At 35.1% G+C, this 14711-nt stretch carries 13 protein-coding genes; all 13 read right to left on the bottom strand.

The genetic code is table 11. The annotated features are described in order from the left end of the window. A partial coding sequence (locus D2K40_RS16675) for a hypothetical protein (protein ID WP_240324911.1) occupies positions 1 to 947 on the bottom strand: 947 nt, incomplete at its 3' end. A gap of 362 nt (positions 948 to 1309) precedes the next feature. Continuing rightward, positions 1310 to 1717 carry a S1 domain-containing RNA-binding protein gene (locus D2K40_RS13290; RefSeq protein WP_117156765.1) on the bottom strand — a complete coding sequence of 136 codons (408 nt, stop codon included), beginning with the start codon at positions 1715 to 1717 and terminating at the stop codon, positions 1310 to 1312. A gap of 76 nt (positions 1718 to 1793) precedes the next feature. Next, positions 1794 to 2174, bottom strand: coding sequence for an FtsB family cell division protein (locus tag D2K40_RS13285; RefSeq protein WP_117156763.1), 381 nt, complete (start codon positions 2172 to 2174; stop codon positions 1794 to 1796). 3 nt (positions 2175 to 2177) lie between these two features. Continuing rightward, complete coding sequence (yabQ, locus tag D2K40_RS13280; protein ID WP_117156761.1) at positions 2178 to 2780, bottom strand: spore cortex biosynthesis protein YabQ; 603 nt, start codon at positions 2778 to 2780, stop codon at positions 2178 to 2180. Then, positions 2777 to 3085: a sporulation protein YabP gene (gene yabP, locus D2K40_RS13275; protein ID WP_117156759.1), complete on the bottom strand. Its 309-nt coding sequence runs from the start codon at positions 3083 to 3085 to the stop codon at positions 2777 to 2779. Before yabP ends, yabQ begins: the two co-directional genes overlap by 4 nt. A 64-nt stretch (positions 3086 to 3149) precedes the next feature. Next, the gene (locus D2K40_RS13270; RefSeq protein WP_117156757.1) at positions 3150 to 3407 is read right to left on the bottom strand and encodes an RNA-binding S4 domain-containing protein; all 258 of its coding nucleotides are present in this window, start codon (positions 3405 to 3407) and stop codon (positions 3150 to 3152) included. 25 nt (positions 3408 to 3432) lie between these two features. After that, a complete protein-coding gene (yabN, locus tag D2K40_RS13265; protein WP_308422917.1) occupies positions 3433 to 4896 on the bottom strand; it encodes a bifunctional methyltransferase/pyrophosphohydrolase YabN in 1464 nt (487 codons plus the stop codon). After that, on the bottom strand, positions 4874 to 6484 hold the full coding sequence (locus D2K40_RS13260) for a putative polysaccharide biosynthesis protein (RefSeq protein WP_117156755.1): 1611 nt from the start codon (positions 6482 to 6484) through the stop codon (positions 4874 to 4876). The genes yabN and D2K40_RS13260 overlap by 23 nt, the downstream gene beginning before the upstream one ends. Before the next feature lie 296 nt (positions 6485 to 6780). Beyond that, positions 6781 to 8811 (bottom strand): glucose-specific PTS transporter subunit IIBC, encoded by a 2031-nt coding sequence (gene ptsG / locus D2K40_RS13255; RefSeq protein ID WP_117156752.1) that lies wholly within the window; start codon positions 8809 to 8811, stop codon positions 6781 to 6783. 224 nt (positions 8812 to 9035) lie between these two features. Continuing rightward, a complete protein-coding gene (glcT, locus tag D2K40_RS13250) occupies positions 9036 to 9878 on the bottom strand; it encodes a glucose PTS transporter transcription antiterminator GlcT (protein WP_117156750.1) in 843 nt (280 codons plus the stop codon). A gap of 148 nt (positions 9879 to 10026) precedes the next feature. After that, on the bottom strand, positions 10027 to 10560 hold the full coding sequence (spoVT, locus tag D2K40_RS13245) for a stage V sporulation protein T (RefSeq protein ID WP_117156748.1): 534 nt from the start codon (positions 10558 to 10560) through the stop codon (positions 10027 to 10029). Between the two features lie 143 nt (positions 10561 to 10703). After that, on the bottom strand, positions 10704 to 14246 hold the full coding sequence (mfd, locus tag D2K40_RS13240; RefSeq protein ID WP_117156746.1) for a transcription-repair coupling factor: 3543 nt from the start codon (positions 14244 to 14246) through the stop codon (positions 10704 to 10706). A gap of 175 nt (positions 14247 to 14421) precedes the next feature. Beyond that, positions 14422 to 14652, bottom strand: coding sequence for an anti-sigma-F factor Fin (locus D2K40_RS13235; RefSeq protein ID WP_117156744.1), 231 nt, complete (start codon positions 14650 to 14652; stop codon positions 14422 to 14424). Positions 14653 to 14711 lie beyond the last annotated feature (59 nt).

Below are 14711 nucleotides of genomic sequence, written 5' to 3'. Positions count from 1 at the left end.
TCACCAGCGATGTTAGCTGAATCTTGGTATTCTTGACTTGCGAAAGTAAGATTTCCTTCAATTGTTGATGTTTCATGAAGTTGGAAACCATTAGCTTCTACATATACATCACCTGCTAAAGTACCACCTTGGAAGTTCAAGTTTGGACTCTGAACCGTCATTTGTGGAACTGTAACTGTGAAAGAATCTACAATGTTACGATCTTCATCTTGTGTGTAAACAGCGATTTTACGATAAACGTCTTCTTCTTCGTTATCTTTATTGTGGAATTCTCCAGCTACAACGATTTCTTCTTCAAGTGTAATATCACTAAGTGTAGCAATGATCCAAGTACCATCTTCGCTTACTGCATTAGCAAAAGCATCAGCTTCGTTAACAATTGAAGCTGTTGTTACTACATCTGCTTCACCTTCTACAGTAGTTTCACCAGTTACTTCACCAGCGATGTTAGCTGAATCTTGGTATTCTTGACTTGCGAAAGTAAGATTTCCTTCAATTGTTGATGTTTCATGAAGTTGGAAACCATTAGCTTCTACATATACATCACCTGCTAAAGTACCACCTTGGAAGTTCAAGTTTGGACTCTGAACCGTCATTTGTGGAACTGTAACTGTGAAAGAATCTACAATGTTACGATCTTCATCTTGTGTGTAAACAGCGATTTTACGATAAACGTCTTCTTCTTCGTTATCTTTATTGTGGAATTCTCCAGCTACAACGACCTCTTCTTCAAGTGTAATATCGTTAAGTGTAGCGATAATCCATGTACCATCTTCACTTACTGCATCAACAAAAGCATCTGCTTCAGAAACGATTGATGCTGTTGTTACTACATCTGTTTCTTCATTATCGTTACCATTAGTATCTTCAGTAGTATCATCAGTACCACCACATGCTGCTAGTAAAGATACAGAAAGTATCATTGCTAGAAATAATTTGAATTTCATTTTTCGCACCCCTTATTTAAGTATAATTCTTTTTCTTACAGTTAAAATAATAACACACTTCCGTAACTTATAAAACATAAATGTGTGTATATTTAGTGAAAATATGAGCAAGTAATATGATAACACTTAAAAGTATACTAAACAAGCTAATATGTTAAATAGAACCGACGCATTTTAAGTTACCTTTATGAGTATGACTTATTAATACACAAGCTATAGTAATATGGTACAACCTTGTTGAAGGACCATTAAATTAAAACTAAATAAAAGCTATTACTGTTTTAATTAGTAATAGCTTTTGTTATTTTTAAATCATTATACCTATTGTCAGCATTTAATTAGACACTTTCGTAAGCAGCAAGTTAGCCCTTCTTAGCACCTCGACCTCCACGCTTTGATTCCGTATGTTTACGCAAAGAAGCTAGGCGATCTTCAGACTCTTTAAGAAAACGATTCATTTTTGCCTCAAATGATTCTGTATTGTCGCGGTTATTCTTTGGGTTATTATTTTTTTTACGACGGTCTTGTTTTGGATTATCCTTTGCTTTTTTTATCGACAAGCCAACTTTACCATCTTCTCCGACATTAATAACTTTCACAGTAACTTCATCACCGACAGTTAAGTGTTCATTAATATCCTTCACATAATTATCAGCAACTTCACTAATATGAACTAAACCCGTCTTACCTTCTGGCAGTTCGACAAAGGCTCCAAAATTAGTAATACCCGTTATCTTACCCTGTAACTTGCTGCCCACTTCGATTGACATAAAAAAAATGCTCCTCCTTAAGAAATTAGAAAAAGATATACTCCATTTATATTATATCCAAGCAGTAAAAAGTGTGTCAATAAGATGGGTCTTCTTTTGGCAGTTTAAAGATAATTTCGCCCTCTTCAGTAAAAAAGTAGTTTGTCTTTGCGATTTGCAAAACATACTCCTCATCTTCTAATAGCTTAATTTCCTCATCTAACTCTTTTTCTTCGGTTTCTAGTGCTTTCATTTCTACTTGTAGTGCATCATAGTGCTCTTGTTTTTGTGAATACATTACACGTTGGTTAATATGATACGTAATAATACTACCAAAGGTGATTGCTACAATAATGGCAAATAGTATTAGGCGACGGTGAAGTCTCTTTTTCTTCTTACGATGCCTCTCTACATGTGCGTCATATTGTTGCACATATGTAGAATTAATACGAGATACGTTTCGCTCTTTTCGTCCCACCTATCAACTACCTCCTTTATCCCAGTAATTCTTCCACCTCGTTACTATACTATTCTCTATTTTACTATAAATTCCTGCTAAAGAATGTAAGTAATTTTTCGCATTTTTTGGAATAAAGTGTGAAAAAATATTGACTATTATACTTATAGGAATATAAATAATACGTAAGATCATCCAGAAGAGCCAGTATATAAGACGAATTATTAATAAAAAAATAGCAAACAAGAGTTGTATCAGCCACTTTAAAGGCGTAAAAATAATCGTATCAATTATTTGATACACAAAATGATATAGCGCAAGGAAACTAGTAATTATACGCTCTAAAAGACGACAGTAATAAGAAGCAAACAGACTTTGATATGCAGCAAACCCACAAAGCACAGCCAGAAAAATATAAAAACGAACTTCTCCATTATTTACAACAAATAGCAAATAAAATAATATAAGTGTTTGAAGAAGCCAAAAGCTTATTTCCATCATATAATTAAAGATAATATTTTTCTTCCAATAGTCCTCAAAACGACGAAACGTTTCAAGGGCCATACCTAGGTAAACTCCTCCAATAATCATAACTATTATAGTTTGGAATTGTGTTGTCAGGGTCATTTAAACAGCTTACTAAAGAATCCTTTAGCTTTATCTCCCTGTTGTTCATCAATATAAGAGAGTTCAAATATCTTACCTTTAATTGCTACATTCCCTTCGCCAACGTCTAAGTTTTTTATTTGTAAGTTCTCACCACGAATCATAATAAAACCCATGACAGTCTGTAACAAAAATTCTTCATTATCAAAACTATCCACTTCTTTCACGCCACTAATTTCAATACTTCTTCGATTATTTATACGCACTTGATGTTCTTTTTGAGCCACAGTTGATGGATGATGATTATTATTATATTCTTGTACCATAAAAAGTCCCTCCCTTTATCCATATAAGCATATGAAGGGAAGGACAAGTTTAGAACGATTGACTTTACTTAATTGCTTCTTCGTTCTTTACTTTATATAATGTTGTTGCCTCATCTTTCTTGACTGCCTCTCGAAGTGACTCAACTTGAATCGTTAATCGCTTCTGACCAAATTGAATGATAAGCTCATCACCCACCGCTACTGTTGATGATGCTTTAGCCTGATTTCCATTTATGGTAATTCTACCTTGATCGGCTACCTCCTTCGCTAATGTCCGACGTTTAATTAACCGGGAAACTTTTAAAAATTTATCTAGTCTCATAGTATTTATACTCGCTCCCTCTCTATTACTTATTTTTATTTTTAGCTTCATTCCATAATTGATCTAATGATTCAAGTGACATATTTTCCATTTTTAATTTTTTAATCTTTGTTTGATCTTCTATATAGTGAAAACGACTAATAAACTTTTGGTTTGTCTTTTCCAAAGCAATTTCACTACTAATTTTATAATATCTTGCTAAGTTGACAATAGCAAACACTACATCTCCAAATTCTTCTTCTATTTCTTTAATAGTACCATTTTCAATTGCACTTTTTATTTCACTTAGTTCTTCCTCCACTTTATCCCATATATCTGCAGGGTCTGTCCAATCAAAACCAACTTTTGCTGCTTGTTTTTGTAATCCTTCCGCTCTTATCAATGGAGAAGCAGCATCTGGCACACGATCTAATAATGATTGTGTCTTTTCTTTCCCTTTTTCAGATGCTTTAATCTCATCCCAATTTGTTAAAACATCCTGCTCATCTTTCACTTCTACAGTACCAAATACATGTGGATGCCTGCGAATCATTTTTTCTGTAATAGTTTGAATTACTTCGTCAATCGTAAAATACCCCGAATCTTCTCCGATTTGGCTATGTAGCATAACCTGCAACAATACATCACCAAGCTCATCAATAATGGCATCATCATCTTCTTGGTTAATTGCATCAATTAATTCATATGCTTCCTCTATTAAATACTTGCGTAACGTTTGGTGTGTTTGCCTTCTATCCCACGGGCAACCATTGGGACCACGCAATTGGTTGATCACTTCTCGCAAACGGAAAAATTGATGATTCAACTCCGTGCTACTAACTGGTGGAACATAAATACTAGTCAAGTTACTTAATACAACACTCTGATCTAACTCTACTAAAGGAATTGTTTGTATTTTTTCCCATTCACTTCCTACTGCATCTGCAATTGTAACAGGATGATCTGGCATGAGATCCTCTAACAATGTTAGTTTTACTTCAGATGCAATAAAGCCATCATAGACTTGACAGAAAATAATATGGTTTTGATAATTAATTTGACTACGCTTAAAATTGGTTCCATCTAAAAATTGAAATCCATCGATTGGATCAATTTTTAGACTAGCAAATATTGCATCTAAGTAACTTTGTCCTCCGATAATCTCAACTTCTACGTCGTTCTGTTCTAATAATAGTTGGACAGTTTTTTCTGCAAGCATTGGGTGACCTGGAACAGCATATAAGATAACTCCATTTTTTATTGCAGCTTCTATTAACTGCGTAACAATCGTGTGATAGACTTGTTCAAATTGATCATATTCTTCATACACTTCATCAAACGATGTAAAGTTAACACTTTCTTCTTTTAATTTTTCCAATACAGGATGGTCAAGCGTTCGTAAATAGGTTGGTACTTTCCGTTCCGTTAACTTACGATAAATTCCTAAAGGGAGCTGATCAATGTCACCTGCTCCTAAGCCGATCACTTCAATTTTTGCTGTCATATTCATCTCTTACTCCCTTCACAATTTTTAAAAATATGTTGCTAAATGGTAATAGTTGTATTTCTCTTATAGTAAACGCTTTTAAACGAATTAATAAGAAAAAATAAATGCAGAAACCTATAATAATATTGAATAAAACATATCCTAGGTAGTCTATTCGTGATGTAACCTGTAGAAGGCTCATACCAAAGTAGTTCATACCTATTATAAAAATAAGCATTCCACTAATAGCCTGGAAAAATTGCAGCCATGGCACATTAATTATTTTATGGTTGGGTATTTCTTTTTTAAGTTGGTGGAGATTAAGAAAGAACACACTTGCTGCACCAACCACTGTCGCGCATGCACTGCCTGTAATACCATATATCGGTACCAACCACAGATTTAGTAGGCCTTTCATGACTACACCAAAAACGATAATAAGTGCTGTTCGATACGCAAAACCTAATCCTTGTAAGATAGTTGCTGTTGTAATGCTTAAAGATGCAAATATAATTGTCACAGATAAGATTTGCAAGCTAAAGGTGCCTACAGCATCTTTAAATAACAAGATATTAGCTTGAGGGAATAGAGCAATCAGACCTGCAGCAGCACCAACGGATAAATATAAACTAAATTTCCATGCACTTTGTATGTATGAAAAAAATTGGTTAGGATCCTTTATTAAGCGCTGTTTCGTAATTGATGGCAATAAAGCAAGTGCTTGAGCAGAACCAACTACGATTCCCAGTTGCACCAACGGTTGTCCCCGGTCAAAAATCCCTTTCCATGCTTGTGCTTCTGTTAACGAGATACCACTTTTAATAAGGTTGGAAACCAAAGTAAATGCATCAGCAAACTGAAATAGAAGTAGTAACATATGGTTAATAGTAATCACCATACCATAAACAAAAATAATTCGAACCATATAACCCCAGTCAACGGAATGTTTCTCTACTTTTTCTAACTGTTTCCTATGCTTTAACCAAAAAAGAATGAGTATTAGGAAAGCCCCTATTGCACCAACAAACGAAGCAATTGCTGCACCTGTTCCAATCATATATATAGATTGCTGCTTTGTCACAACTACAATAGCAGTCGTTATAATAAGCGTTACACGGACTAATTGCTCCATGATTTGCGACGTAGCAGTTGGCACCATATTATTATGCCCTTGAAAAATCCCTCTTAAGCTTGCAACAAAGGGAATAACTAAAAAAGTAAGCCCACTAACTCTGAGTGGTTGAATTAATGCCACATCACCCATTATTTTTGCAATTATTGGTGCTGCAAAATAGATACCAACTGTGAAACTTACTGAAAATATAAAAATCAAACTAAAAATAGAGTAATATATAGATCTTGGTAATAATCCATTTTTTCCTTCATTTTTTTCTGCCACAATTTTTGAAATTGCTGTTGGAAATCCGTATAACGCAAGCATTGTCGCAATACCTAAAATTGGGTAGATTTGCTGGTAAATATAAAAACCCAAATCTCCTGTTATATTTTGCAGCGGAATACGGTAACCAGCACTTAGCACCTTACTTATAATGCCTGCCATAGTAATTAATAAGGCACCTTTAAAAAATTGTCTATTAGTATTTTGGTCCATAATCGTGCGCCTTTCTATAAATAACGTCCTTCTGTCTAGTTGACATTATAGCATAATTTGAAACGCCCCTCAGTTCAGAATGCTACTTAAATTGGATCCGAATACCCTTGAACCCATTACTTCCTCTATCCCCTGTTAATAATCGATAAACTTTTTAAAGAATAACGTATTATTGATATAAAAAATACATTATGACGTAAAATAGATATACTGCCCATTAGGACTGTGAAGATGGGAATTTCGATTTGCACAAAAAAAAACCTCTCTATTCAATCGAATAGAGAGGTTTACTTTACTTAGTTCACTTTAACAAAGCCGCCTTGATTTTCTTTTACTTGACCTGCTACAACTGCAACAGATTGACCCTCTTGAAGGTTTGTAAAGATAACTGGTGTTACCGTTGATTCAGCATTTTTAGCAATGTAGTCTAAATCTACTTCCATCAAGACGTCACCTTTTTTCACTTCTTGGCCTTCTTCTGCTATTTGCGTGAAACCTTCACCTTTCAATTTCACAGTATCAATTCCGATATGAATTAAAATTTCTAATCCATTTTCAGCTTGAATTCCAATTGCATGCTTCGTAGGGAATATATTTAAAATCTTTCCGTTAACTGGCGCTACAACTTTTCCGGCAGATGGTTTAACTGCAAAACCATCACCCATCATTTTTTGTGAGAAAACTTGATCTGGCACTTCAGTTATTGGTAAAATTTCACCAGCCATTGGACTGCTTAAATCTATTTCCCCGGAAATATCACAAGCTTGTGCTCCATTTCCTTGTTCATCTTCTTTTACTTCTTCTTTCTTGCGTGGTGTTTTTCCATCAATAATATCTTGCATTTGACCGCGAATCGTATCTGACGCAGTACCAAAGATAGCTTGAATATTATTTCCGACTTCCATTACACCAGAAGCACCTAATGCTTTTAGACGTTTCTTATCAACATTCTTCTTATCCGCTACACTTACACGTAGACGTGTTATACATGCATCTAAGTTCGTGATGTTTTCTTGTCCACCCATTGCTGTAAGAATTTCATATGGACGATCATCTACTTCGCCATCACTATCGCCGATATCCTCTGCTTCATCCTCACGGCCTGGTGTCGCTAGGTTGAATTTCAAAATAACCCAACGGAAACCAAAGTAGTAGATTACAGCGAATACAAGCCCGATAATAATTACCCACCACCAGTCGGTGCGGTTAGGCATAATTCCGAATAAAATATAGTCAATTAAACCACCAGAGAATGTCATTCCAATTTTAACATCAAGTAAGTACATCGTCATAAACGATAGACCTGCAAAGATCGTATGAATACCAAATAAGATTGGTGCTACGAACAAGAATGAGAATTCAATTGGTTCTGTAATTCCTGTTAGGAACGATGTTAATGCTGCAGAACCCATAATACCTGCTACCACTTTTTTACGTTCTGGTCTAGCAGTGTGATAAATTGCAAGTGCAGCTGCTGGAAGTCCAAACATCATGAACGGGAATTTACCTGTCATAAAGTTACCAGCAGTAAAAGGAACACCATCTTTAAGTTGAGCAAAGAAAATTGTCTGGTCACCACGTACTAACTCTCCAGCAGCATTTGTATATTGACCAAATTCAAACCAGAAAGGTGAATAGAAAATGTGGTGTAAACCAAATGGTATTAAAGCTCTTTCAATTACACCAAATACAAATGTTGAGATTGCTCTGTTTGTGTCTAACATTACATATGATAATGCGTTTAAACCTTCTTGTGCAAAAGGCCACACAAAATACATGATAATACCTAAAATTAATGACGTAAACGCTGTAATAATAGGAACAAAACGCTTACCAGCAAAGAAACCTAAAAATTGTGGCAACTCAATATTGTAGTATTTTCTATACATATACGAGGCAAGTATACCGACAATAATACCGCCAAACACACCAGTTTGTAAGGTGTTAATACCTAGCATATTCGTATATGCTGGATTATTTGCTGCCATATCCGCTGTAACGTTACCAAACACGCCCATCGTTACATTCATAATTAGATAACCGATGATCGCAGCTAGTCCTGCTACACCATCTCCTTTAGAAAGCCCGATCGCTACACCAACCGCAAACAGCAACGGCAAGTTAGCAAATACAATTCCACCAGCGGCCGCCATTACTTCTAATACTTTTAGAACTCCTGGATTAGCGAACCATGTGAACTGTTCTATCCATTGATCTTGTGCAAAACTTGTACCAAATGCAAGTAAAATACCTGCGGCAGGTAGTAACGCAACAGGGAGCATAAGTGCTTTCCCTATTTTTTGTAGTGTACCAAATAAGTTTGACATTACGAATTCCTCCTTTTTATTTTAGTAATGCAGACTCTAGTTTGTGTAAAAATTTAAAAATAATGAATGGCAATAGCATTTTTAATAATTTAATAAAGCTTTTGGGTCAATTTTTAAACACAAAAAAGACATGAGCAAAAATTTTCAGGTGACAACGGATACACGAATCCCATTGATAACCTAAAAACTATTTACTCATGCCTGATCGTATCAGTAACACGTAACTAGATTTTATCAGTTAAACGCTGTAAATGAATCGTCAAATATAAGACTTCTGTTTCATCTACTGGCCTATTTAATTGTTTCTGCATTACTTTTATCAACTTCCAAGCTAAATTATAGCATAAAGGATATGTCATTTTCAACATTTCTGCTAAAGTTTTTTGTCTACCAAGTTGTTCTCCTTGATAGACACGCTCAATTGCACGGTGCAAGTGCTGGATTAATCGGTTATAATCCATATTTCCCTTTTCTAACTTCACCTCTAAATTTTCTTCAATTACGTTAACCATTTTTGAAATTAATTTGTGATGTTTATTAATATCGCGTAGTGATTTATCAGTGACTGCACTATGGATGTGCAACGCAATAAACCCTACTTCCCCATCAGGAAATGGAACATCTAAACGTCCCTTTATTTTTTCAACTACTTCTGTTGCAACCTGATATTCCTTTGGGTATAACGACTCTATTTCAAATAAAAAAGGGTTATTAAATTGAATACTTTTATGCACGCGATTAATTGCAAACGCCAGGTGATCTGTTAAAGCAACATGAATATGCTCATTTAAAGATTGACCCATTCTTTCTTCTATAAAAAACATAATTTCATTAAAAAAACTAATTAAGTCTTGATCAATATGATCTAATAAGTGCATATACTGTTCTTTTTCTTGTGCATCTTTTAACAAGAAGGTTTTCTCAGCTTGTTCGGATGGGACGGTGTCTCCTTTATCTCGATTAAAACCGATTCCCTTTCCAATTAAAACAACTTCTTGGTAGTCTGGATGCGCTGCAATAATAACATTATTATTCAACACTTTCTCTACAATAAGCTTTTGTTCCATAATAATCCCCCAGAGCTATGCCATTTCAACACCCTATTTCTTATCCTATATGGAAACGCTATAATTGACAAGTGTTATCTAAGTTTAATTATAAAAAGTGATAGGCGGGTTTGATTAACAATCGCCTATCACTTAATCAGTCAATGCGTTATTCCATTTGCCTAGCTAAAAAGCTTGCAGCAGTTTCTACCGCCTTTTGTTCCACTGTTGAAACAAGAGAGTCTTTAGAAAAAAGTACCACACATCCAATTGGATCACCATTAGCAATAATTGGTTGCATAACATAAGACGTATCTATTGGATCTTGATCTGCCACCAATTCCAATGCTATTTTTTCTGGCTTCATTACACCAGTACGATCCTCCATTACCTTTTCAATCATGGAAGAGATATTCTTTCCTAAGTAATCTTTTTTGGATTCGCCTGAAACAGCGATATAAGTATCCCGGTCACAAATCAAAACAGGATTTCCAATTGAATCAAATAAGGCCTCTGCATATTCTTTCGCAAAATTACCAAGTTCACGAATTGGTGAATATTTCTTTAGAATAACTTCTCCTTCCCGATCGACAAAAATCTCTAGCGGGTCACCTTCCCGTATTCGCAATGTTCTTCTAATTTCCTTTGGTATGACTACCCTTCCCAAATCATCAATACGACGCACGATTCCAGTTGCTTTCATTTAAGTATAGCCTCTCTTTCTTTGATGATCTACCTTCTGGCATTGTTTCTACCTTATAACGTGTTCTTTTTGAACAACCTCTTATGGGATAATGAAACAGAAATAACCAGTTGTGGTATTAGTATGGTTAGTTACCAAAAGAACTATACATCTTTTTTAGCGTCGTCTTGTTGCATATCGCCTAAATTTTCCATGAAGCTAATAACGAGTTCATATCGATTTGAGAAGGTTTTCTGATCGAATTGAAAGCTAACTTTTAAGCATTGATTATCTGTTCCTAACTGTACCATTCGTCCAAATTTGTTTGCATACTCAAATAGCTTCTCACCATTAATTTTTTGGCTTACTTTCTCTTCAACTAACATATCTATTTTTTTCTTTTTCTCTTTAATTGATTTTATACGGTGTTTTTTGGAAAGTACCCTCATGTTTGTTACATCGAATAAGTTTGCAACTTCATCGGGATAATCACCAAAACGATCAATTAATTCCTCACGAATATCTTCTATATCTTCTTTAGTACTTGCTGATTGAAACCGTTTATATATATCAATCTTTTGTTTCCCATCTGGAATATAGCTATCTGGAATATATGCTTCAATTGAAATATTTAATTCTGGTTCAAAAGGTTTAATCTCTTCACCTGTTTTATCTTCTTTCCGTTTATCTATTGCATCTTTTAACATTTGAGAATACATATCAAATCCTACTGAGTCAATAAAACCATGCTGCTGTGCTCCCAGAATATTTCCTGCTCCACGAATGGATAGATCGCGCATTGCAATTTTAAAACCAGAACCTAATTCGGTAAATTCTTTAATTGCCTGCAAACGTTTCTCAGCAACTTCTGTTAAGACTTTATCTCTTTGATAAGTAAAGTATGCGTATGCTATCCTATTACTTCGTCCTACTCGGCCACGCAGCTGATAAAGTTGACTTAATCCCATCCGATCAGCATTAGCGACAATTAGTGTATTAACGTTAGGAATATCTACACCCGTCTCAATAATTGTTGTACTAACAAGTACATCATACTCCCCTTCTAAAAATCCTAGCATAACATTTTCTAGTTCAGATTCATTCATTTGACCATGAGCTACAGCTACCCGGGCATCGCCTACTAGCATACTAATCTCCTGTGCTATGCGTTCAATATTTTCAACCCTATTATATAGAAAGAATACTTGTCCTCCTCGACTCATCTCTCGCTCAATTGCTTCACGTAAAAAGACAGGATTATATTCAATAACATACGTCTGAATTGGAAAACGATTTGCTGGTGGCGTCTCAATAACAGACAAGTCTCTAACACCAAGCATTGACATATGCAAAGTTCTCGGTATTGGTGTAGCGGTCAAAGTTAAAACATCAACATTTGTTTTTAATTGCTTAATTTTTTCTTTGTGCTTCACACCAAAACGTTGTTCTTCATCCACGATCAATAAACCTAAATCCTTATAATGGACATCTTTAGATAAAATTCGATGTGTTCCTATCACAAGATCAACAAGCCCTTTTTTTAGATCATCTAATGTTTTATTTTGTTGCTTTCGTGTACGAAAACGACTCAATAAGCCAACATTAATTGGATAATCTTGAAAACGTTCCATAACTGTCTCATAGTGTTGTTGTGCTAAAATCGTTGTTGGTACTAAAATTGCTACTTGTTTCCCCTCTGTTATTGCTTTAAAAGCTGCTCGAATTGCAACTTCTGTTTTGCCATAGCCAACATCACCGCATAATAAGCGATCCATTGGTCTTACTCTTTGCATATCCTGTTTAATTTCTTCTATACAACGCAACTGATCTTCAGTCTCTTGATAAGGAAATGCATCCTCAAATTCACGTTGCATAGCAAAATCCTCTGAAAAAGCATGACCCTTAGCAGCTTCTCTCTCGGCATAAAGCTTAATTAAATCATCAGCAATATCTTCTACTGTAGACTGAACTTTACTTTTTACCTTTTTCCACTCTGTACCACCAAGTTTATAAAGTTTAGGTTCTTTACCTTCAGATCCCACATATTTTTGTACTAAATCAATTTGGTCAATCGGTACAAACAACTTATCGTCGCCTGAGTATTTTAGTAACATAAAATCCTTATGCACATTATTTACAACTAAAGTCTCAATACCTATAAAACGCCCAATCCCATGATGGGCATGTACAACATAATCACCAACTTTTAATTCTTGATAATTTTTAATTCGTTCCGCATTGGAGATCTTCTGCTTTCGTTTGGGCCGAGCTGTTGTTTTCTTAAACAGTTCATTCTCAGTTAGAACAGCTAGTTTATGCAGTGGTAATTCGAAACCACCACTAATCCCACCAATCATAATTACAGGTTTTTCAGCAGGCAATTTGATTGTTTCATCGCCCATAATCGCTTGCATTCCATAATCATCTAGAATCGATTGCACCTTTTCCACTCGCTGCGCATTAGGTACATAAATAATAGTAGTGTAATCACCTTTTTTCCAACGTTCCATTTCATTTTGCAGTAAATTCATTTGCCCATGAAATTCTTGCATGACACGACAAGACATATTCACGATATTTTGTGGAGTAGTATTTGGCACATGACGTAAAAATACAGACAAATAAACTTTTGAGTGATCCATTTTTTGCAAAACATCATGCCAATCATACGAAATCGATAAATCTTGTACCATTTTATTTGACTCTAACATTGTTTGATGCCATTGTGCTTCTTCTTGGTCTAAGTGAGTTGCTGTCTCCTGAATACGGCTCATCTCATCCAAAACAACAAAACCATCTTTCGGTAAGTAGTCTAGCAAACTAGCTGGGTTTTGATAAAAAAAGCCGCTATACTTATACATCTCTTGAAACCGCTCATGTTGTTTCATACGATCAATATCATAACTAATTATTTCAGAAAGAGTCTCTTTAGCCTCTCCGTTTTTGATTTTCTTCAAAGATGTTGCTAGAGATGTTTCAAGTCTATGTGCTCCAGCAAGTATATCCTCATTCGTTAACAAAAGTTCTGTCACTGGCTGAATTATAATATTGTCTATTTTTTTCAATGACCGTTGTGAGGATGCATCAAAAAAACGAATAGAATCAACTTCCTCATCGAATAACTCAACACGAATTGGATTATCTTCTGTAATTGGATACATATCGATAATCCCACCTCGTATACTACATTCACCTGGACTGGAAACCATGTCTACTCGTTCATAACCCATTTCAACTAGAGTTGTCATGTACTTTTCTATTGAAATCTCTTCTCCAACTCGGAAATTCAACTGATAATTATCCCAATATTCTTTAGGAGGTAAAATTCGCTTCAGAGCAGCTACGGGTGCAACAATAACACCATTTCCATTTTCCGACCACTCCGTTAATGCCGTGATTCTCTGACTTCTCAGTTCTGGGCTGGCAATTGCAATTTCTGACGCAACCAACTCATTTACCGGATAAAGGTACACATTATCATGATCTGATAATTCTACTAAATCATCATACATTTGCTGCGCTTGTGCTAACTGATGTGTAACAAGTAATATTGGCTTATTAACTGCCGACTGCAAAATAGAGACCAGCACACTACGTGCAGACCCTGATAATCCACTAATTAGCTGCTCATTTAACCCTGATGTCACACCTGCAATTACCGAATTTATATCATCATGGTTATGTAAATACTCCTTTATTGCTTTCATTTCTTCTCCCCCTAAAACGATACACATATATCGCTTTATTTCCTACCTGTACATCTACAACACTATAACGTACAAAAATGCCTTGGTTAATTAAACCAAAGCAACTTAGCTTATATCTTTTTAATTAATTATAAGAACACTCCAACTTTGGCGCAAAGTGTTGTAATATAAATTACTATTGTATGAAAGAATCTAATGCGTGGTAATCAGGATTCTGTTCTAATGTATCTTGACAATCTTCACAAATAGTTTTTATTTCAATGTCTCCATTAGATAGATATTGAATCATCTCTTTTCTATCTTCAACAGATAAATGTTGCAACCCTAAAGCATTGGTTTCTACATATTGATGATCCAATGTACCCAAAATATGATTACAATGATGACACTTATATTTAATAGCCATACTAAACCCTCCAACAGTACTTTCTCTAAATATAGTTTCACCGTTAGTAGGTTATTTAT

Source organism: Paraliobacillus quinghaiensis (genome assembly GCF_003426025.1).
GTDB classification, from domain to species: Bacteria; Bacillota; Bacilli; order Bacillales; family Amphibacillaceae; genus Paraliobacillus_A; species Paraliobacillus_A quinghaiensis.
This window is presented reverse-complemented; position numbering and strand designations above follow the sequence as displayed.

Bases quoted from the DNA above. Each gene is read 5' to 3' on its own strand.
- ptsG (WP_117156752.1), bottom strand. From the start codon at position 8,811: ATGTCAAACTTATTTGGTACACTACAAAAAATAGGGAAAGCACTTATG.
- mfd (WP_117156746.1), bottom strand. From the start codon at position 14,246: ATGAAAGCAATAAAGGAGTATTTACATAACCATGATGATATAAATTCG.
- D2K40_RS13235 (WP_117156744.1), bottom strand. From the start codon at position 14,652: ATGGCTATTAAATATAAGTGTCATCATTGTAATCATATTTTGGGTACA.
- D2K40_RS13260 (WP_117156755.1), bottom strand. From the start codon at position 6,484: ATGGACCAAAATACTAATAGACAATTTTTTAAAGGTGCCTTATTAATT.
- yabP (WP_117156759.1), bottom strand. From the start codon at position 3,085: ATGGTACAAGAATATAATAATAATCATCATCCATCAACTGTGGCTCAA.
- spoVT (WP_117156748.1), bottom strand. From the start codon at position 10,560: ATGAAAGCAACTGGAATCGTGCGTCGTATTGATGATTTGGGAAGGGTA.
- yabN (WP_308422917.1), bottom strand. From the start codon at position 4,896: ATGAATATGACAGCAAAAATTGAAGTGATCGGCTTAGGAGCAGGTGAC.
- D2K40_RS13270 (WP_117156757.1), bottom strand. From the start codon at position 3,407: ATGAGACTAGATAAATTTTTAAAAGTTTCCCGGTTAATTAAACGTCGG.
- D2K40_RS13290 (WP_117156765.1), bottom strand. From the start codon at position 1,717: ATGTCAATCGAAGTGGGCAGCAAGTTACAGGGTAAGATAACGGGTATT.
- glcT (WP_117156750.1), bottom strand. From the start codon at position 9,878: ATGGAACAAAAGCTTATTGTAGAGAAAGTGTTGAATAATAATGTTATT.
- yabQ (WP_117156761.1), bottom strand. From the start codon at position 2,780: ATGACCCTGACAACACAATTCCAAACTATAATAGTTATGATTATTGGA.